Here is a 20513-nt window from a genome sequence, read left to right on the forward strand (position 1 = left end):
AGTACAGCCTTAGTAATAACCTAAGCTCTCTCATTCCCCTTGATTAGAGAGTTCAGATCAAAGAATTAAACCTGTTACTAAGGCTGTATACTTCTGTGTGCACCAATTAACTGCTTTTACAAAGGAAAGTATATGCCATCAGTCCAAATTGCTCGATATATCATTAGTTTTATCTGGTTATACCCAAACCACCTCAAGATGCGAGTTTCAGTTGGAATTAAAAGCGATTTAGGCAAGGCATTGATTGCAAGTAATAGTGGTTCTATTGTTAAAATCAATAACGCAGTATAAATCGCTTTTAAACCAACCCCTTGGGCGCTTCACAGGCACTTACTCTCATCGTTGTTCCTTCTTAAAAGGGAATGCCATTCTTGCAAAGTAACGCCTTGATATTAAGCCCCTGTGAAACGCTGAATTCTGTATCTTGAGGTGGTTTGGGTATATATCACGGCCTATTCCCAAAGTTAGTTCATATTGCCCCACTTGAAAAGCTGATGACGGCAAGCCTTGGCTTCTCAGAATCACTGTCTTACCTAATCACTAAATCGGCGGGGGTGGGTGAGGTTATCTTTGCCTTGTAAATTACCAATCAAAAGTAATCATTGTTTTAAATATCATGGCATTGATTGGCTTATTACTCTTTGTTGTTGCGCTACAACCACAACTTTTAATTGAAGCATTTAATCCAGTAACAACTAACTTGCCAATTATTGGCCTAAGCTTAGTGCTATTAAATAACCTAAAGACTCAGCCCAATAGCGAACTTGCAAAATAACCGCTGTTAGTAGTTATTACCAACAGCAATACATAACCCTGCAATGCAGAAAAAGAATAACCAAGACAAGTGTTTACCTCGTGTAAACGTCAGCGACATAATGCCACTTAGGATAAACACTACAGCAATAACATGCAGAATATCGATGCTGTAATTACCGCTGGGGTACAGTATAAAGTAGATGATCGCTGCAAAGCCCCACCACGCAATAGTAGTTAAGTGCCAAGCAAACCGTAATACACGCTTTGTAAACCAATCACTGCCAAGTAATTTTGGTAAATTGTCGCGCTTAAATAAGCGGATCAAGATATACCGTTCACCCAAGTATGAGTGAACTATTCCGCAAAATACTAATAAAAGTGCTGCAGCCTCTAACATGGTGCTCCCTAAGTCAGGTCAAAATAGTCTCATCATTTAAAACGTCACGCGTGCGCTCTTAATACCTCAGCTAAAGCGGCAAGATCACTATCGTCCGCTCTCTCGCAGTCATGAGATGATAAATACCCTTGATACTTTTCTATAAAAGGCCCAAACGTCGGCTCTATATGATGAAAGTCAGACCCATTACCCGTACCATGCATTGGTGATAACTTACTATGCAAATGATCAATTTCGAATCCCTCTAAAAACATCCCGGTTCGCCCTACTCCATCCAATGCAGAGTCTAAAATAAGCGCTACTTTTTTGGTTGCGACTATCAATTTTTCAAGTACTTGATCCGATTGTGCAAAGGCATAACTTGAATGGTGCTGCTTAGGAATGACCACCGTTGCCCCTTTGGTATTTGGGTAAATAGTTAAAAAAGCCAAATGTTCATTATCTTCCCACACTTTATGGCAAGGCTCATTTCCCGCAACAATATCGCAAAATATGCACTGTTCCATTATTAACCCTTATTATTCATAATTGATATGAGTATATAACCCTATTTAGTTATGCAAAGGTAATCTCACAGCCATATAACGCTGCGCCCAATTAGCAAGTTCAATACGATTACGTGAGCTGGTTTTTTTAAATGCACTATACAAGTGCGTTTTCACCGTGTGATCACTGATATTTAATCGATCGGCAATATCATGATTACTAGCGCCTTGGGCGAGTAAGTGTATTACTGATTTTTCACGCTTAGTTAAATTAACTAGTTGCCCGTGTGTACTATCGATATTGAGGGTAGTTGACTGTTCACTATTCGTAACCATAGCGAGAATTTCATTGAAGGTAGATGAAATAATTTTGCGGCTAAACCACAACTCATCATTTATTATGCGAACTAACCCTTTAAATACATTTTCAGGCGCGTCATGTTCATAAAAAACACCTTTAAAATTATTAAGTAATAAGTTTTTTTCACAGGTTACATCAGGGTTAGCGTTAAAAACAATAACAGGGCGCAATTTCGCTAGCATAATTAAATCGGCGGGCACCAAATCTTGCCAGTTACTTCCCATACTATCGATTAAGTACAAATCAAACTCAGACCGTTGCGCCACAGGCGGCAAATTATTATCCATTTTCACTTTGCCAAAAAACGCCTCTAGAATCTTAATTAAGTAAGCATAATTGTGGGTTTTTGCGGTTGCTTTTACATATACAGAATTTGGTTTCATCATGCCATTTCTTCCTTGAAATATTTTATTCACAATACCCAATTTAAATACAACATTCAACATATATAAAAGTTTAATTGACTGATATATATATACATTATCAAATTTAGCTGTCTAGATGTTTAAAGTACTTTAACTTTCAATTATCATCTTTAATTATTACAAAAAAAACAAAATTAATACTTATAAACTAATAATTAATAATGTTTTTTTAGCCACCTTCAAATTTTGGGGTGTCGAAATAATACTATTACAGTGGTTAATTGTATTAAACGGTTTGTACCTGAACGAGCAAATAAGTAAAGAACAGCACTTAAACGCTTTTCATCTCTATAAAATAGTTGCAAAATTTATTTAAGATTAATGACCCAACTTCAGCGTTTTATAGAAAATAACGCTATATACAAGCCTAACCCATTAAATCGCCAAAGAACTATCAAAATTCAACTTTGAAAAGTAAAATCTCCTAAGGCTTTTTTAATAACTGATAAAAACGCGATGTCACGCCATTAGTCCACCCGAACCCTTGTTGGACTGTGTATTCCCCTCCCCCGGCGCGGTTATTTACATTACACACGTCGTATTTTTCAAGTAAACAACCATCCTTAGAGAACCCTACTTCAATGGTACTTAACCAACGCGTCATAATTTCCGTCGCATCGTCATCAAAACTGTATTGCTGCAATCCTTTTACAGCAAACCACTGTAATGGTGCCCAACCATTAGGGCTATCCCACTGTTGAGCGGTCTCATTGAGCGTAGTCACTAACCCACCCACCTTTAAAAAATCGGACATAATCGTTGCTTTTACCTGTTGTGCTTGTTGGATACTGGCGCACTTAACAAATAACGGCACTACGCCCGCGAGCGATAAAACAGGTGATTGGCAGTTTTTTTGAAAATTATAATCAACATAAAAACCTAATTCTTCATCATACAAATATTGATTAATAGCCTCTAAACGCTGAGCTGCGTGTTGTTCATATTGCTGTTGCTTTTCATTGTAATCTAATAGCTGACAGTAATGACCCAGTAAATGTTCAAGATTGTACAATAAGCTATTAAGATCAACAGGGATGATAGCAGTGGTTTGTATACTGCTTAGTGAGTCAGAATCAGCCAGCCAACGGCTACTAAAATCCCAACCAGATTCGCACGCAGCCCTAATATTTTGATAATACTGCGCCCTTTGCGACTGTGGTAAAACGGCTGCATCCTCTAAATCCTCACGTAATGATTCAGGCCTTGGACTTGCAACGTCATCCCAATAGCGATTTAAACGTGCGCCGCACTTCATCTGTACTATGCGCCTATGAGCGGATATCTGCTTTGATAACAGATCACTGCCAGACATCCAAAATGCATATTCTTCTTCAAGTGCTTCAACACAGCGGGCTAACCATTTAACATCAGCTTTATGGCAATACTTATCGCGCCACAGTAAATCAACCATTAATGCCATCACTGGGGGCTGCGAACGAGAGCTGTAATACAGTCTATTTCCATTAGGAATACACCCATTACGGGTCTGTAAATCAATAAAGTTAGATAACATTGCTTCAATGCTGTCTAAGTCATTAATGTCTTGTAAACCCAGAGACGTAAAATAACTGTCCCAATAATAGATTTCTTGAAACCGACCACCTGGCACAATATAGCTGTGCTTAAGTGGTAGCAAAGAGCTGCTTTTCACTTCATCAGCAGGACGATGTAATTTAGGCCATAATTGAGCAATATACGTTTTCGCATTGTGGCTTTGTAATACATCTAACGCAATATCGGTTGATTCAAGCGTAAAGTGCTGTGTAACAAACTCTGTTAGCTGCTGTTTACTCAACGGCCGGATTTGTAAATAGTGATCGCAAGCTGCTTGCCAACTTTGCTTCGCAATTGCATCGGCAAATGTTTTGCTATCATCAAATATTGCGGCTAACTGTACATCTAAAAACAATTGGCTCTGTAAAAAATTCATCACTGCTTCACCTGCTTTACGCTCACGTCTAGGGTCATTTTTTTGAATAAAGTCACACTCGCTAACAACAGGCAAATTGGCACAAGTGTTAAATAAAATGCGTGCTGACCACTAAATCTATCAAAGATAAAGCCTGTTAGAATCGATCCCGTTGTCCCGCCAAGCGCTGAAAAAACCACGATTAATCCCGTCATAGCTGCTTGTTGGTGTGCCGCTAGAGCGCTCAACATAACTGAATTAAGTAATGGATAAAGCGGAGCCATAAAAAACCCAATCAATGGCAACATATAGGCTGAAAAAGGCACATCAAACACGCTCTGCACTTGGCTGCCATCAATATTATGAGTGAGTGGTAACACTAAAAGAACAAGCCCAGCCATTGCGATTAAGCAACCAATCAACAAGCTATACCAACCAATAAAACGCAGTAACTGCCCTGCCACCAGCCGGCCTATTGCCAGCGCACCGGCAAATATACTCGCCAGCTGTATACTCACATCAACCGGCAACTTAAGTACTTGGTTGTTAAAGGTAGGCAACCAAGTGCCCACGCCTTGCTCAATTAATACATATAAAAATGCACTAATAATAAAAATAAGCACCAAAGGTTTATAAGCAAGTGCCAACATGTCTAAAAAAGCACGCCATTGACTACTAGGCAGTGTTTCTTTTTGAGGTGATTGAATTGGTGAAAAAAGAACACTAATAAATGCAATGCCTACTAGCCCAGCTAAAAGGTAATACACATTTAACCACGATGCGCCTGAGTTATTGCCGCTACCGATAAAGCTTGAAAACACCCAATAACCAGACAACACGCCGACCATAAAAATACCTTCAATGGTATTGAGTAGCGCAGAGTGCTTATTTGCATCGTTAGTAACCTGCCCAATCACTGAGTAAACCGAAATTTTCATAATTGCAAAGCTGCAACCAATTACAGCGAATAAAAGCTTGAACACATAAAACTGTGCAATAGATGGCACCACTAAACATATTAGTGTCACCGCGCCCAAGGCGACTAGCATTGCAAATTTATAACCCACCCTGGGAATAAACGATGCAACAGCAAACGAAAAAACAGCGATTGATAAGTCTTTATAACCTTCTAAAACAGAGGCTTGTGTTTTAGTAATATCAAAACTGTTGATAGCTTGTAAAATGACAGTGCCGACGCTATTAAGCAATATTGCAAACACAAAGTAGCTGCATGCCAAGCCTATGGTTATTCTTAAAAGGTTCATGTGTGTTACCTAATGTTGGTTTCTTTTAGCATAGTGTAGTGAAAAACAAAATGCAAACGTTTGCATTTTATGGCCACTAGATCCCCCATTTTATGGGTTTATGATGCAAATCACGGTTTCGTTGACTGGCGATTTATAAGTTCTATTTCAATAACTTGTGAATCTGAAGGCTGCCCTTGCAGTTGTGTCAGTAATTTTTCGACTAAAATAACCGACGCTAGTTGCGTATTTTGCTTGATACTGGAAAGGGATGGGTGACTAATATCTGCCATGGCAATATCATCAAAACCCACTAATGCAACATCGTTTGGAATGCTTATATAACGCTCTTTCAACGCTTTCATTGCACCCAGCGCCACCATATCACTGCATGCAACAATACCATCAAAGCATAAACCATTTTTCAGTAGTAGTGCGTTAATTCCTTTGTATGCTGCACCACTGGTAATATCTATAGACACCACGTCTGGCGAATAGTTAGCAGCTTTCATAGCAGCTAAATACCCCCGGTAGCGCTCGCCGATTTCGCCATGCGCAGGATCACCCAAGAACACAATATTTTTCGCCCCACCAGTAATTAAATGCTCAGTTGCAATGCGACCGCCAACAAAGTTATCACTGCCGACAACAGGGTAATTACAATGCGTTTTAGGGTCGCCCCATACCACTAGTGGAACGCCAGCGGCGGCTGCAGCTTCAATATTGCTAGGGTCTTTTCCCTGCCCTACGACGATGATGCCATCAGCACGGCGGCTATTGATAAAGTAGTTTGCCCAATCATCTCCGGCCATAAAGGAGTTGGATAGCAACAGCTCGAGGCCTTGTTTATTTAAAGCGAGGTTAATCTCCCCCACAACCTTCAATAAAAAAGGGTCATTAATAGACTGCTCAGTGCCACTGTCAAAGTTAATAATAACGGCAACAACATTGGTTTTTTGCGTACGTAAACGACTAGCAGCGGTATTTAAACTAAAGTTATGTTGCTTTGCTAGCTGCTTTAACTTATCTCTCGTTTCCTTCTTTATCAATGGGTTATCATTCAACGCACGAGAAACTGTCGAGGTAGATACCCCCGCGAGCTTAGCTAAGTCTGCTAACTTAAGTTGTTTATTATTCATTGCTAAGTACGGAACCTTCCTTATCTTGTGAGTTGGCAATATACCATTATTATTAAATTTAGGCTGCGACCTCTGCTTTAATTTTTATAATAAACATCACTGTGTATAAAAATAATACAAAAACAATGAAAAAGTAATTGCAAACGTTTGCATAAAGTTCTAAGGTTTAAAAGAACTCAGTATTAACACAGTACAAAAATCAGTTAATGCTTTGTTATTTATATACTTATTAAATAACGAACAATAATAGGAACACCAACATGACAACAACACACACACCATGCATACTGGCATGCGCTGTTATTTTAGCGCTCAGTAATCAACACGCTTATGCACAACAAAATACCAATAATGATCAGTCAGCCACTACTGACAAAAACGTTGAGCGCATCATTGTTTCTGGTACCCCCGCAGGCATGGGCGTGCGAAAAATTGACGCAAGTTACGCTGTTACAAATATTGATGCTGAGCAGATCATTAAATTATCGCCAAAGAGTACGGCTGATTTATTTAAAGCCGTGCCCGGTGTGTGGGTAGAAAGCTCAGGGGGTGAATCCGGTGCCAATGTGTTTGTAAGAGGTTTCCCTGGTGGTGGCGACGCGCCATTTTTAACCCTAAGCCTTGAAGGGTCGCCGATTTATCCTGCGCCAACACTCTCTTTTTTAGAAAACTCATCGCTGTTCAGAGTCGATGAAACCATTGAAACAATGGAAGCACTTCGTGGCGGCCCAAACCCAGTTGTGTCTAATGGGCAACCCGGGTTAACCACCAATTTTCGTTTAAAACGCGGCAGTGAAGACACCCAAGGGCTCTTCAAATACACCACATCAGATTATGGCCTACAACGTGTTGATAGCATGATAAGTGGTGAAATTACGGACGATCTTTATTTTATGGTGGGCGGCTATGTAAAAAGCTCACCGGGCATACGTGATGCTGGTTTCACGTCTGAAAAAGGCAACCAGTTAACAATTAACATCACCAAAATGCTTGATAACGGTGAAATGAGTTTTTATACCCGTCAAACGGATGATCACGGCGCATGGTACTTACCCACGCCGTTAAATATAGACGGCATTGATGCAGGCTATACACAGTTAGGCACGTTAAATCGCCAAGCAACTATTTATACAGGTCCTGACAATGACGCCCACCAAATTGACCTTGGTAATGGTCGCGGTTGGAAGGGTCATGTGTCGGGTGCCAGTGTAAAACTTGAGTTTGATAATGGTTGGGCGTTCTCAGACCGTTTTAATATGACAAAGGGCGATGCCAACACATTTGGTTTAGTACCCGCAGGCTCGGCAACAACGCTTGGCGAAGTGGCGAATAATGGGCTAACAGCCAGTGGAGCTGCCACAGGTCAAGTTTATAATAGTAATACAGCAGTACAACAACTGGGCCGCTGGGTTGTGCTCAAAGAAATAGACTCATTCACCAATGATTTGGCTTTTTCAAAACAATTCGATGATTTATCACTCGCGCTTGGTTACTACACGGCAAACACATCGGCAAAAGATTGGTGGAGCTTAGGTAACATCGCTTACCATGTACTAGAAGCTGGCGGCGAAATGCTCAACGATATTGCCTGTAATGCAGATACCCAAGGGTGTGGCTTTAATTACAATATTAATGCGACAGGTGATGCCCGCACAAATGCGTTTTACACCACAGCACAATATAAACTCACCTCAGCCCTTACTTTAGATGGAGGCCTACGCCATGAAAACCATGATCTACAATACAGTGTTGACGAAGGGTTAGATGGCACAATTGATAAAACCGTACAATACGATGAGAGCAAAACATCATGGACCACAGGTCTAAACTACTCCATTAACGATGACATGGGTGTATTTGCGCGCATTAACCGTGGTTATAAAATGCCTTATTTTGATGACTTCCGTGATAACTATGGCGCGTATCAAGGTGGTGAAAAACTGATAAAAGAAGTGACTCAAGCTGAGTTTGGTTACAAACTTATTACGCAAAGCACAGACTTTTTCGCCACATTTTTTACCAACGAAGTTAAAGGCGACACATTTGTAAGTCGCCCAGGCGTGCCCGCTGAGATTCTTACCAACGAAGCCTATGGTGTAGAACTTGATTATAACTATAATCACGCATCTGGGTTATCCGTTAATTTAAACTCAACGATTCAAGAAACCGAAATAACCAAAAGCCCTGACAACAAAGGTAACCAAAGTCAGCGTCAACCTAAATGGCAAATGCGTGTAACACCAAGCTATGACTTTGAATTAGATGGTATGTATGCCACTTTATATGGCACGCTATCAGCGGTTGATGATCGGTTTGGTAATAACGAAAACACCGTCACACTTGATGGTTATGAAAAGTTAGATCTGGGCTTTATTCTTGAACCGATGGAAGGCATAAAGTTGCAAGTGGCAATTGATAACGTCACTGACGAGCAAGGTATCACCGAAGGCGATCCGCGTAATGCAGACGCATCAAATGGACGTTACATTATGCCACGCACCACGCGCTTTAGTGTGAGTTACGAGTTTTAATCCCTCCTGTATTAATGCTTAAAGCCGCTTGATTTAAATAAGCGGCTTTTTTATTGCGCTTTTAAACGAACACTATTAGTCACTAAAAGTTAAATAACCTGAACTCAGCTTAAGAGATATAACAATGTACTGATATTAAATCACAAATATATTTGTTCGTCTCCAGCCGCTGGCGATAGATGTATTATCCAGAGTTCAGGTTAAATATATCGAATCAATTGCGTACATATCTACAATCAAAAAACTTGGATACCGACAATGACACGTATTCGCTACGTACTTAATATAAATACAAAAAACCCTAAAATAGAAAAATTTGTTTACACATATTTACATTTGAGTTAATTAATTGTTAATTTAATGTTTACTTATTGTGCTTTCAAACTATCTTTTGGATTGCGTTTCAAACAATAACTATCCAAAAAGGATTAAGTAATGCGTAAATTAAGTTCTCTAAGTTTTGCTGTACTCATCGGTTTATCTGCTGGCCAAACTCATGCTGCTGAATTGCTGAGCGTCGACACAAACCGAGCCATTGAAGGTAAATATATCGTTGTGTTCAAAACCCCCACAGTGTTGAACACTCAAAGTAGTGATGCAATTGCTGACTTTGCCAGTACACAATCGGCAAGTTTAAGTAACCTTTATAATGTTGATATTGCTCAAGAGTTTGGGGGCGTGTTAAACGGTGTTGTTATCAATGCATCTGCACAAAAAGTACAACAAATGCTTAGCAACCCAAATATTGAATACATTGAACAAGATCAAATAATGTCGGTTGCACCGCTTGCCCAAACCAACGCAAATCAGCCAAATGCTATATGGGGTCTAGACCGAATTGATCAACAATCCCTCCCTTTGAACTCAAACTATTATTATGATTTTGATGGCTCTGGCGTAACAGCCTATGTTATCGATACGGGTGTCCGTGTAAGTCATAATGAGTTCGGTAATCGTGCTTCTCATGGCTATGATTTTATTGACAATGACGCTGACGCAACTGATTGTAATGGTCATGGTACACACGTAGCAGGTACCATCGGAGGCAGTGCTTACGGGGTCGCTAAAAATGTAAATATAGTTGGTGTACGTGTATTAGGCTGTAACGGCTCTGGTTCAAATTCAGGGGTTATTGCAGGTATTAACTGGGTAAAAAATAATGCCTCGGGTCCTTCAGTGGCAAACATGAGCTTAGGCGGAGGGGCATCACAGGCAACAGACGACGCAGTGAATAACGCCGTTGCAGCAGGTATTAGTTTTGTGGTGGCCGCGGGTAACGATAATAGAAACGCTTGTAATTACTCACCAGCACGCGCCGCAAATGCAATAACCGTTGGTTCCACAACAAGTAGCGACAGTCGTTCTAGTTTTTCCAACTACGGAAATTGCTTAGATATATATGCACCTGGATCTAGCATAAAATCTGCATGGTACAATTCAAATTCGGCAACCAATACAATAAGTGGCACTTCGATGGCTGCCCCACATGTGGCAGGAGCCGTCGCATTATTCCTTGATGAGACTCCTAGTTTAAGTCCATCCCAGATTGACACAAAACTCAGCCAGCGCAGCACAAAAAACACCGTCTCTGACGCCAAATCAGGCTCACCAAATGAGTTACTCTACACATTAGATGGCGGTGTTATTGAGCCTCCCATCGAAAATGAATTAACCAATGGGCAAAGTGTAAGCGTGTCAGGTGCACAAGGTTCAAATACATTTTATAAGTTGACTGTGCCAGCTGGTAGCTCTGCACTCACTTTTGATATGAATGGTGGCTCAGGTGATGCTGATATGTATGTTCAAGTCGGGCAAAAACCATCCATAAATAGCTACAATTGCCGACCTTACAAAAATGGCAACACAGAAAGTTGCTCATTCACAAATCCGCAAGCGGGTGACTGGTGGGTTATGCTCAATGGATACAGCCAATATAGTGGAGCTAATTTAACCGGCACGTATGATGGTAATGCATCGTGTGGCAATAACTGCCTCACCAATGGCGTACCAATAAATGGACTTGCTGGCTCACAAAGCCAAGAGCTAGTTTATACCATTGACGTGCCAGCCAATGCTGTATTGAATGTCAGCATGTCGGGTGGCACAGGCGATGCAGACTTGTATGTTCGAAAAGGCGCTCAACCGACTACGAATAATTTCGACTGCCGCCCTTATCTAAACGGTAACAATGAAACCTGTAGCTTAAATTCAGGACAAGGTGGCAAGTACTACATAACTTTACGAGGGTATACAGCATTTTCAGGTACAAGTATTGTGGCATCTTACTAACTACAAATAACAGTTAATAAATGCACTAGGGTCTGTTTACTTTTCAAGGTTAAATTTACAGCAGTCTGTTTGGTATTTAGGCAAGACAGAACAAATTTCAATCCGAAAAGATAAACAAACCCTAGCCAAATAAGGCCTATTCTCATAGGCCTTATTTGGCTATATATCTAAACCACCTCAGTAAAAAGCGTCCACTCTCCTGCCACTATTTAAAGATAAGCGAGTATTTTTCTTTTGCGGCGCGCACCCTTTACGCAATTTTACAAAATCAATTCATCTATTAACCTACTATCTTGTGGTTCAACTTGCTCTTTCAATGTAAGAATAAAGTCCATTGAAGTTGCAGGGCTATTAGGGTGAGCATGATTTTCCCATACTGAGTTAAGTGCCTTAATTATCGCTTCATCGCCTATTTCTTTCCTTAATTTTGCAAATGCGATAGTGGCTTTTGAGTATTGATCGTAGTTTTTTGTTGAATCAATTAACGCCATTTGGGCGGTAATATCCATACGTGATGCTTGCTTGTAACGTTTTGTTTCATACTCAACTAATGCATTCATAGCGGCTTTACCGTAGCGTTTTTCTATCACCACTAATTCGATATATTTTGCCATCGATTCAACTAAAAACGCACTGTCAGCAGGCACGCTATTGCCTATATCATGGCCAAACCATTGATGAGCGGTTTCATGCACTGCACGGCGATAACGCTGATCAAAACCGGCATCATCGCTTGGTCGTGCCCTAAAACCAACGGTATCTTCAATTAATATTATTTGTGGCAAGGCATACCCTGTGCCCCCAAAGGATGGGGCCGCAATTATGCTCAATTGCTTTGGTTTGTAAGCAACAACATTATTTTTAAACCAATCAAGTGTGTCTATCATTGCATGAAAGTTAACGGCAATTGCATCTGAGCGCTCAATCAGCTGTTGTTTTTTTACAAGAACTTGTAAGGTAACATCATCATGCTTTTTGGTTTCTGCAGTAAAAGGCACGGTTAGCCAAGCTGGTAAGTTATTAATTTCAGTTAATGTTTTAAACTCAAATATCTCACGTTCCCGTTCACGTTGATGCGCTATTTGCTTGCCCTGCGTCACAACATGATACCCCGCTGCCGTTGATATTTTGCTCGACATCGTGATACGCTCATAGTGTTTAGGCCTTTTATTCTGCTCATTAAATAATGTTGAAGCTAATGGCCGTGCCTTTTGTTGCAAACCATATTGAGCGCGTAACTGTGTATCGGTAAGCTCATAATTAACTTGATAGCCAATGGTTGGCAACGCAGGAACCGCACGAATATAACTAAATTCAGGCGTAATTATTTGATGCCCACCAGCAGGCCACAAGGTTCTTTGATGAACCTCAAAGTGTGTTGTTAATTGCCGTGTTTCACGTGGCTTTAATGCAACATCAAACTCATACACAGCTTGATTTAACTCAGGGTAAAACGCAATTTGGCTTGCGCCAGCAATCTTTACATCCGCCCATTTATAAAACCCAGCCCTGCCAACTAAAATTTGCTTAATAGCCGTTGGATGACGATTTTTTAAGGTGTACGTTAGATCAAACTTAACAAACTGCTGCTGCGGATAAAAATCAATTTTTGCATCAAGATGGCTAACTTGTGGTTGCAACTTATGCTGCCAATCTACAAAGTTCTTTTCATAATTGGCTTTAAACGCTTCACGCTTATGTGAATTGGTAAGGGGCTTTTCATCAACTAAACGTAGGTGTAATTGCACAAATAAACCAACGCAGAGCAACACTGGCATTATTAGCCATGCATCTTTTCGCACAACTGCACGCCTATCCAGCCCCGTACCGCGATGACTAAATACACACGTTAGCAATATAAAACTTATACCGGCCAGCAACCACACCCGCATATAAGGCCAATAACTGCTGATACTTGCCCGATAACCCCAAAACTCACTCGGTGGCTGCAATGGCGCCCAAGCTAGGCTCCAAAATGTGTGTGTGAGTCCTAAATAAGTCATAACGGGAGTAAATTTTAGCAACAGCATCACAAAAACGATTGCTCCTGCAACCAGTGTTGAGCGACAAATATTAAATACACATACCGTTACCCAGCCAATTAGCATCAGGGGCAGTGACGTTAAACACAAAACATATACATGGTCGTAAGCGTCATATTGGCTATCAATAAACCACTGCGCTAAAGAGGCTCCCACAAAACTCATTGTTGAAAAAGTAATAACCAGAGTAGCCAATACCAATAATTGACTATATAAAATTGTGTTCGTTTTGATAGGTGTTGCTGCGATTAGCTCAGCCATATTAAAGCGCCGTGCATAACAACTGATTTGCCAGCTCCAAAGCACCATCAGCAAACACCCAAACAGTATTTGCATATCAAATGCATAGTGACTAATTGCATCGATACTGGTTGTTGCATTGATTACACTCAATGGCTCTGCATAAGCAGCAGAAGAGGCTACGCTATTAAACAACATGACTGGACAAGCGAATAAAACGATCCATGTTATTGGATGCTTTAACACATTGAAAAGCGCGACTTTATAAAATGTGATAAATATCGCTAGACCATGACTTTGTGCAGCCGCAGGTCGGTACGAGGCATTTGCTACTTTAACGTGTTGTAGCTTGCTCACTGCATTTTTTACTGGCTTATTAAACAAGTTAGACTGATTACTTGCAACAGCGCTAAAATAAATAAGACTTGTGAGTAATAATATCAGCACCCGATTAAAAGCGACAATCCAGCCTTGTGGTTCACTAAAGCTAGCTATAATCGCGGTGTATGCGAAAGGGTCTAACCATATAAACAGTTGATAGCTAGTTTCATTAATAATACTACTGCCCGCCAGTATTGGGTTACCAGTAACACTTGCAAGTAGTAAGTAGCCAATCCATAAAACTGCAAATACAACATAATTCACCAAAGCACTGCTGAACTTTTGACAAAACCACAGGGCAATGACACTGAGCAAACACGCATTAGGAAACAACATAAAAAGGCTATTAACAAACAGTAGATTAATAATATGCCAGTCAAACCCGTTACTGAGTAACTGTGTTACAACCACCAGCATGCTAATAAACGCAATCGCAAACACACACATCACCAAAGCGCTCAAACGTAACCAAGCTCGCTTTCTAAAAGTAATAGGAGTCGCTGCTACAAGCTCGTGCATATTGTGTATTTGATCACGTAAAAAAATTGTCGGTGCAAGCGCGCCTGTCAGTAAAGCTAGTTGCATCATTTGTAGGGCAACTAGGTGCAGCTTTAACTGGTTTATCGCATCGCTTCCTTCAACAGCTAACCCTGCTGACAATGTATACGCAAACAAAGGTGCTGCTAAAAAGCACAACCAAAGCAGAGGCTGACGAGTGATGTAACGCAGTTCATTGATCAATAACATGTGTGACACCCTCTTGCTTTCAATTCATAAAAATAGCTATCTTGCAGTGTCGCTTCTGCGGGTATCGCACTTTCAGCAGGGGTCGATGTAGCATAAACACGAAATGAAGGTTTGCCGTACCGATAACTTTTGCTTAGTACAAAGCTCTCTTGTGGCAGTTCACTAGGCAGGGTGTCTAGCAGCCATACACATCCATGCAATGGCTTGATTAGAGCGGCTACTTCACCACTTTGAATTAGCTGGCCTTGGTTAATCATTGCAACAAAGTGACACTGATTTTCTATGTCTTCTACGATGTGAGTAGATAACAGCACTAAGCGTTGTTTACTAATCGTCACCAATAAATTATTGAGACTTTCGCGCTCAGCAGGGTCAAGCCCTGCGGTTGGTTCATCTAAAATAATCAGTTTAGGAGAGCCTAACAACGCTTGTGCAATACCAAAGCGTTGTTTCATCCCACCCGAAAAATGGCTCACCTTTTTGTTTGCAAACGAAGATAAATTTAACAGTGTCAAAAGCTCATCTATTTGCTGCTTTCGATCTTTTTTATTGAGTCCCTTTAACGTTGCAATATGTTCCAGTAATGCAACACAACTCATATTTGGATAAACGCCAAATTGTTGTGGTAAATAGCCCAGTTGTTTGCGCATCTGTTCGGGATGTTGCAGCACATTTAAGCCATCAAAATTTACCTGACCATTATCCACACTTTGCAAACACGCTAGGGTGCGCATTAAACTTGATTTACCCGCCCCATTTGGTCCAAGTAAACCAACCATGCCAGCAGGCAAATGAACCGACACATCATTTAAAGCGTGCGTGCCATCTGGGTATTTTTTATTTAAATTTGTAAGTGTCAGCATCTATTGCGTTCCTTAATTGACGAATAGTCACATTAAGCAACACCTTCCAGATCAGGTAGCAAGTAATGATCAAAGCCTATAACTAAGGGATAAGAGTAACGATTGGCTGCTCATCATTAAAAACCTTACTTTCATCATTATTTGTGGTTTTTTAGCAACGTAAAGATGTGTTAATAATGTTTAAAGGGTAAAGTAGTGTGAAGTAAAAATTATATTTAGGTGAAATGTGCAGGTGGTTATTTCCTTTTTATCACAACGGATTAAGGTAAAATATGTCATTGCCTTATTGCCGTTATTGGCTGCCATTTTACTTGAAGCCCATATTCGCTTTCTATCGTTAAGGCTCAGCTCAACACCGCTTTACTTACAAATAAACCTGCAACTTCTTTTAGTATGCCTGCCTTTTTTAATCGCCCATGCAATCGCATTTCAACAGCCATTAAGACTAGCCTTAATGAGCTGGCTGTTAGGTTTTATTGCTTACCCTATCTTGATATACGCGCTCGGTGTGCTGCTTCCACAATTTGCTCATTGGCACTATCTTGCCCCACAAGGCTGGGCCTTATGTACGGCAGCAAGCCTAACATGGCTGATATCTCAACGTGTTGCCACTCAGCCTTCACTCATTAGCAGACGACTAAGTTCATTAATATCATTGGATAATGTAGTGTTACTCACTCTTTTGGGCTGGTGTTTTCTAATGGCTGGGGTACTTAATACACATGAAGACCCACTATTAAATCAACCATTTGATTTAATTTTTGACCCAAGTAAAATCGTCTCGCAGTTTGGTCAATTTATCACTTATTTTTGGCAACTAGGCGTTTATACTGCAATTGTTTACGGGTTATATTTATTTAACCGATACTTTCTCATTCGCCACTTGCTTGCTGTTCACGGCGTATTTTTGTTTGTAGCCGTTTGCGTTATTGTAATGCTGGTATTAACACCTTTGTTGATAGCTGCCGTTCTATCGTTACCCATTAATGACTTACCCCACGGCGTTGCTAACCTCACACCAAGTGGTGATCAAAATATTTTTAGTAAGTTTAATTATCAGTTTATGCTGCTTTTTCTTGTTATAAGTACCCCGATTATTTTGGCGTTTGAGCGTCAACAGCAACACAGCAAGTTAAATGAAGTCGCTAAACAGCAAACTCAAACCGAACTAAAATTACTCCAACAACAAGTTAACCCTCATTTTTTATTTAATACATTAAATAATTTATATGCACTTACGCTGACAAAATCAGAACAAGCCCCACAGTTAGTGCTACATTTAGCAGACTTACTACGCTACACAGTGTATGAAGGGCAAAAGTCATCCGTGCCACTAGAAAAAGAGCTAGACTACCTTAAGAATTTTATTGAATTACAAAAAATAAGAAGTGCGAATAAGTGTAAGTTTAACCTTGTTTGGCCGCACAATTGTGACGACCTCAAAATCACACCGCTGCTGTTGATTATTATTGTTGAAAATGCCATAAAACATGGGGTTGAGCCCGCGAGCGACAAAACACACGTATCAATTGAAATAACAATCAATGACAATGTTTTAACGCTTTATTGCACCAACCCAATACCCGCTCGAGTAGTAAAAAAAGAACATGGGATGGGGCTCGTTAATTTACAAAAAAGACTACAACTTTTATACCCTAATAAACATTCACTAATAACCCGTGAGCAGGATGCAATGTGGCAGACAATACTGACCTTGGAGCTGTAAAAATGATAAAAGCCATCATTGTTGATGACGAGCCATTGGCGCACCAAGTGCTACTGCATCATTTAACAGCACACCCCAATATAAATGTGGTAGGCCAATACTATAGCGCTAAGGACGCCTTATGTGTGCTTGCCAAACCAGGCATTGATTTAGTGTTTCTTGACATTAATATGCCAGAGTTAACAGGGCTAGAGCTATTAAAGGCGCTCGCTAACCCGCCGCAAGTAACTATTAATAGTGCCTATCAAGAGTATGCTTTAGCTGGCTTTGATTTAAATGTTACAGACTACTTGCTCAAACCCGTTTCAGCGCCAAGGCTAAAGCAAGCTCTCAGCAAAGTGTGTCAACGTGCACTACCTCTAGAGCACCAGTCCAAAGATATAACGCTTAAAGTAGACCGAGAAAAGCGAAAATTCGCGTTAGACACCATTGAATATATTGAAGCTTACGGTAATTATGTAAAGTTACATCAAGCTGACTCTTTTACCCTTGCCACAACAACGCTTAAGCAACTGAATGAACAACTAGCAGGTACATTTATACAAATTCATAAGTCGTATTTAATTAATAAAAACAAAGTGACTGCGGTTAATCATGAGTATGTTGAACTAACTACGGGGGCTGTTGTTAAAATTGGCAAATCATATAAAGAGCTCTCTCGCACCCTACTTTAAACTATAGGGTGTAACTGCTTTGCAAGGCAAACATGCTCCTTATACGGCCAATGTACCCCCTCACTTTCACAAGCAGCAATAAGTGAAAAGCCATCGATAAACACACATGCGTGGCGATCAGCGACGGCTTTAAATTCAATAGATAATTGTTCAGCTTTTTTACTTGCACCTGCGTAAATGCTTTTATAACTTCCCACTTCATGAACCTTGGGCGGGCTTATAATGATTATCTTTGGTATTGTTTTACAATGATAAAAGGCTTTAATGGCTAAAATCAACTCCTCAAGCACTTTGCTAATATCGATAGCAGACAGTGCAATACGGGCTTTTAAATCATTAGTACCGAGTTGAATAATAACAACATCAACGGTGTGCACTTCAAGGTAAGGTTTTAAATACTTTACGCCTGATTTATCACCGCTAAATGGCGGGTGGTTCACCAAGGTACGATTAGGCTGCCCAGCTTCAATAACGAGGTGCTCTGTACCCAACAGCTCTGCCAATATGCCCGGCCAGCGTTCATGCGCAGGCAGCCGCTTTCCATCAACGGGTGATGTACCAAAGGTATTGGAGTCGCCAAAACAAAGAATATTCATGTTTAAAATGGGTTCAGCGTATAGCCTTTTTGCTGTAACTGGGCGTGGGCGGTCATTGCTGAAAGCGCCATTTTCACTCCAGGAATGAGTTGCTCAGCCGCCACTTTCATATGGGTTGCCGACTGCCCACAAACATATACCTGCGTGTTATTAGCAAGTAGCTGTTTAATTAAAGATTCGGTTTTATTATCTTTGTTAAAACGCGCTTTATAAACGCTGTTTTCAAGCACATCAACACTGGCGCCACCGTGTACCACTAATGCAAGCTGAATGTTTTCTGGTTTTACTCCGTGAGCCACATGCATATTGATAAAGCGCGCTAGCGAATTAATATGATTATTTTGCGCGCCCTTTTCAGCACCCTCACCTACATCAAAGGCAATTTTAAACTGCGCTTGGCTCAAATCTGACACATGGCTTGGCACATTATAAAAATAACCATAGTCTTTAATGACAGGCGCAGGCTCTGCTGCCAAATTACTGAAGCTAGCTAAAAGCAGGCTGAAGCCTAAAAGTGATGTTTTCATAAGTGACCCTTTTATTTTTGGTTTAGCCTACCCTAACGCTATTTAAAGTAATTAACTAGCCTGAACATGCGAATGCGCTTTAAACGTCATCCCTAAATAATTAAATGTATGTTTAAACATATCCAAAAATGCGTCAGGTGCAGAAGGTGATGCTGCATTAGACAAAATAGAAAACTGTTTTTGGCGTAAGGTTCTTAGCTTAGGTTTTAGCGTTTCATCATCCATGTAATCGGTAATTCTATCCATAAACGCTTTCATTTGTGGCGTGGTGTTATACCAATAAATAGGTGACGCAATTACCCAATGCTCAAAGGTAAGTAACTGTTCAAACAATGTATAAAAGTCATCTTCTGGGTAGTTTTTGTCATAACGATAAGGCGTGATAACAAAGTCATCGATGCAAAAGCCTTGCCCGCCTTCCTTAGCTATATAATTGTTGACTTGTGTACTGGTGTTACCTGATTTACGCGCACTTGAAAAAATTATGGCTGTGGTATTCGTTGATTTTTCTTGCATTTGCATCACTCCTTTTTTTATGATGGAGCAAAGCTTAAAACCTCAAGTTAAGTTAAGGTCAATAAGCAATAACCATATTTTTGCAAACAGGACGCATACCGATGACCGTACAACAAAAAAAGCTCACCGAAGCTAACTTAACAGTGGGCTATGTTGCCAAACGCAGTGGTGTAAAAGTGTCAACGCTACACTTTTACGAAACCAAAGGACTGATACGCAGCTGGCGCAACAACGGCAATCAACGCCGCTACAAACCAGATGTACTGCGCCGCATTGCGGTTATAAAAGCAGCTCAAGCCATGGGGATAACACTGGAAGAAGTAAAACAGACGCTTGCCACATTACCCGACGAGCGCACGCCTACAAAAAAAGACTGGTCAGCACTGTCTAAACAATGGCAAACGCAACTTGATGAACGCATTGCGTTTATGCAGCGCCTACGCGAACGCGTTGATGGCTGCATTGGCTGTGGCTGTTTATCGATGGAAAAATGCCCTATTTATAATAAAGACGACTACCTAGGTGAAAACCAAAGTGGTGCGGTGCTATTAGAAAAAAACACATAGAAAATAGAGTAATGCGTGGCAGCAGGTATAAAAAACACGCTCACTAAAACCTAAAAAACTTAATGTTCTTAGGTGCGAGGATAAAATTAAATGATGTAA

Annotated in this window: 17 protein-coding genes and 1 pseudogene; 7 read left to right on the forward strand and 11 right to left on the reverse strand. The window is 40.5% G+C overall.

The genetic code is table 11. From position 1 onward, the window contains the following. Positions 1–132: 132 nt before the first annotated feature. On the forward strand, positions 133–291 hold the full coding sequence (locus CSC79_RS20025) for a hypothetical protein (RefSeq protein WP_180270362.1): 159 nt from the start codon (positions 133–135) through the stop codon (positions 289–291). Positions 292–434: 143 nt separating this feature from the next. Continuing rightward, positions 435–775: pseudogene (locus tag CSC79_RS00415) on the forward strand (DoxX-like family protein). Between the two features lie 6 nt (positions 776–781). Here the strand turns inward: CSC79_RS00415 and CSC79_RS00420 are convergent. From CSC79_RS00420 to CSC79_RS00445, 6 genes are all read right to left on the reverse strand, one after another. Then, positions 782–1153 carry a hypothetical protein gene (locus tag CSC79_RS00420; RefSeq protein ID WP_099292832.1) on the reverse strand — a complete coding sequence of 124 codons (372 nt, stop codon included), beginning with the start codon at positions 1151–1153 and terminating at the stop codon, positions 782–784. A 44-nt stretch (positions 1154–1197) separates the two neighbouring features. Beyond that, entirely contained in the window at positions 1198–1659 is a 462-nt protein-coding gene (locus tag CSC79_RS00425; RefSeq protein WP_099292833.1) for an HIT family protein, read from the reverse strand. A gap of 45 nt (positions 1660–1704) precedes the next feature. Beyond that, positions 1705–2385, reverse strand: a complete 681-nt coding sequence (locus tag CSC79_RS00430) for a LuxR C-terminal-related transcriptional regulator (protein ID WP_099292834.1) — start codon at positions 2383–2385, stop codon at positions 1705–1707. 463 nt (positions 2386–2848) lie between these two features. Beyond that, positions 2849–4354, reverse strand: coding sequence for a trehalase family glycosidase (locus CSC79_RS00435; protein WP_099292836.1), 1506 nt, complete (start codon positions 4352–4354; stop codon positions 2849–2851). Further along, positions 4354–5598, reverse strand: a complete 1245-nt coding sequence (locus CSC79_RS00440; RefSeq protein ID WP_099292838.1) for an MFS transporter — start codon at positions 5596–5598, stop codon at positions 4354–4356. The genes CSC79_RS00435 and CSC79_RS00440 overlap by 1 nt, the downstream gene beginning before the upstream one ends. 110 nt (positions 5599–5708) lie before the next feature. Next, positions 5709–6716: a substrate-binding domain-containing protein gene (locus CSC79_RS00445; protein ID WP_099292840.1), complete on the reverse strand. Its 1008-nt coding sequence runs from the start codon at positions 6714–6716 to the stop codon at positions 5709–5711. Between the two features lie 260 nt (positions 6717–6976). Between CSC79_RS00445 and CSC79_RS00450 the strand changes: the two genes are divergently transcribed. Both CSC79_RS00450 and CSC79_RS00455 read left to right on the forward strand, forming a co-directional pair. Continuing rightward, on the forward strand, positions 6977–9247 hold the full coding sequence (locus CSC79_RS00450; RefSeq protein ID WP_099292842.1) for a TonB-dependent receptor: 2271 nt from the start codon (positions 6977–6979) through the stop codon (positions 9245–9247). Positions 9248–9682: 435 nt separating this feature from the next. After that, complete coding sequence (locus tag CSC79_RS00455) at positions 9683–11536, forward strand: S8 family serine peptidase (protein ID WP_099292844.1); 1854 nt, start codon at positions 9683–9685, stop codon at positions 11534–11536. A 260-nt stretch (positions 11537–11796) separates the two neighbouring features. Here the strand turns inward: CSC79_RS00455 and CSC79_RS00460 are convergent, their stop codons facing one another. Both CSC79_RS00460 and CSC79_RS00465 read right to left on the reverse strand, forming a co-directional pair. Further along, entirely contained in the window at positions 11797–14946 is a 3150-nt protein-coding gene (locus tag CSC79_RS00460) for a M1 family aminopeptidase (RefSeq protein WP_099292846.1), read from the reverse strand. Continuing rightward, complete coding sequence (locus CSC79_RS00465; RefSeq protein ID WP_099292848.1) at positions 14937–15809, reverse strand: ABC transporter ATP-binding protein; 873 nt, start codon at positions 15807–15809, stop codon at positions 14937–14939. The genes CSC79_RS00460 and CSC79_RS00465 overlap by 10 nt, the downstream gene beginning before the upstream one ends. A gap of 226 nt (positions 15810–16035) precedes the next feature. Between CSC79_RS00465 and CSC79_RS00470 the strand changes: the two genes are divergently transcribed. Together CSC79_RS00470 and CSC79_RS00475 are read left to right on the forward strand one after the other, a co-directional pair. Next, positions 16036–17535: a histidine kinase gene (locus tag CSC79_RS00470; RefSeq protein ID WP_099292850.1), complete on the forward strand. Its 1500-nt coding sequence runs from the start codon at positions 16036–16038 to the stop codon at positions 17533–17535. Beyond that, positions 17505–18209, forward strand: coding sequence for a LytTR family DNA-binding domain-containing protein (locus tag CSC79_RS00475; RefSeq protein ID WP_237113930.1), 705 nt, complete (start codon positions 17505–17507; stop codon positions 18207–18209). The genes CSC79_RS00470 and CSC79_RS00475 overlap by 31 nt, the downstream gene beginning before the upstream one ends. On the opposite strand, the gene CSC79_RS00480 is transcribed toward CSC79_RS00475, so the two are convergent. From CSC79_RS00480 to CSC79_RS00490, 3 genes are read right to left on the reverse strand one after another with little or no spacing between them, the layout of a single operon-like run. Next, positions 18206–18805 (reverse strand): GDSL-type esterase/lipase family protein, encoded by a 600-nt coding sequence (locus tag CSC79_RS00480; protein ID WP_099292854.1) that lies wholly within the window; start codon positions 18803–18805, stop codon positions 18206–18208. The genes CSC79_RS00475 and CSC79_RS00480 overlap by 4 nt on opposite strands. A gap of 2 nt (positions 18806–18807) precedes the next feature. Then, positions 18808–19332 (reverse strand): DsrE family protein, encoded by a 525-nt coding sequence (locus tag CSC79_RS00485; protein WP_099292856.1) that lies wholly within the window; start codon positions 19330–19332, stop codon positions 18808–18810. 51 nt (positions 19333–19383) lie between these two features. After that, entirely contained in the window at positions 19384–19848 is a 465-nt protein-coding gene (locus tag CSC79_RS00490; protein ID WP_099292857.1) for an NAD(P)H-dependent oxidoreductase, read from the reverse strand. Positions 19849–19949: 101 nt separating this feature from the next. Between CSC79_RS00490 and soxR the strand changes: the two genes are divergently transcribed. Continuing rightward, complete coding sequence (soxR, locus tag CSC79_RS00495; RefSeq protein WP_099292858.1) at positions 19950–20414, forward strand: redox-sensitive transcriptional activator SoxR; 465 nt, start codon at positions 19950–19952, stop codon at positions 20412–20414. Positions 20415–20513 lie beyond the last annotated feature (99 nt).

Origin of the sequence: Pseudoalteromonas sp. 3D05 (assembly GCF_002723455.1) — a bacterium.
In the GTDB taxonomy this organism is placed as follows: Bacteria; Pseudomonadota; Gammaproteobacteria; order Enterobacterales; family Alteromonadaceae; genus Pseudoalteromonas.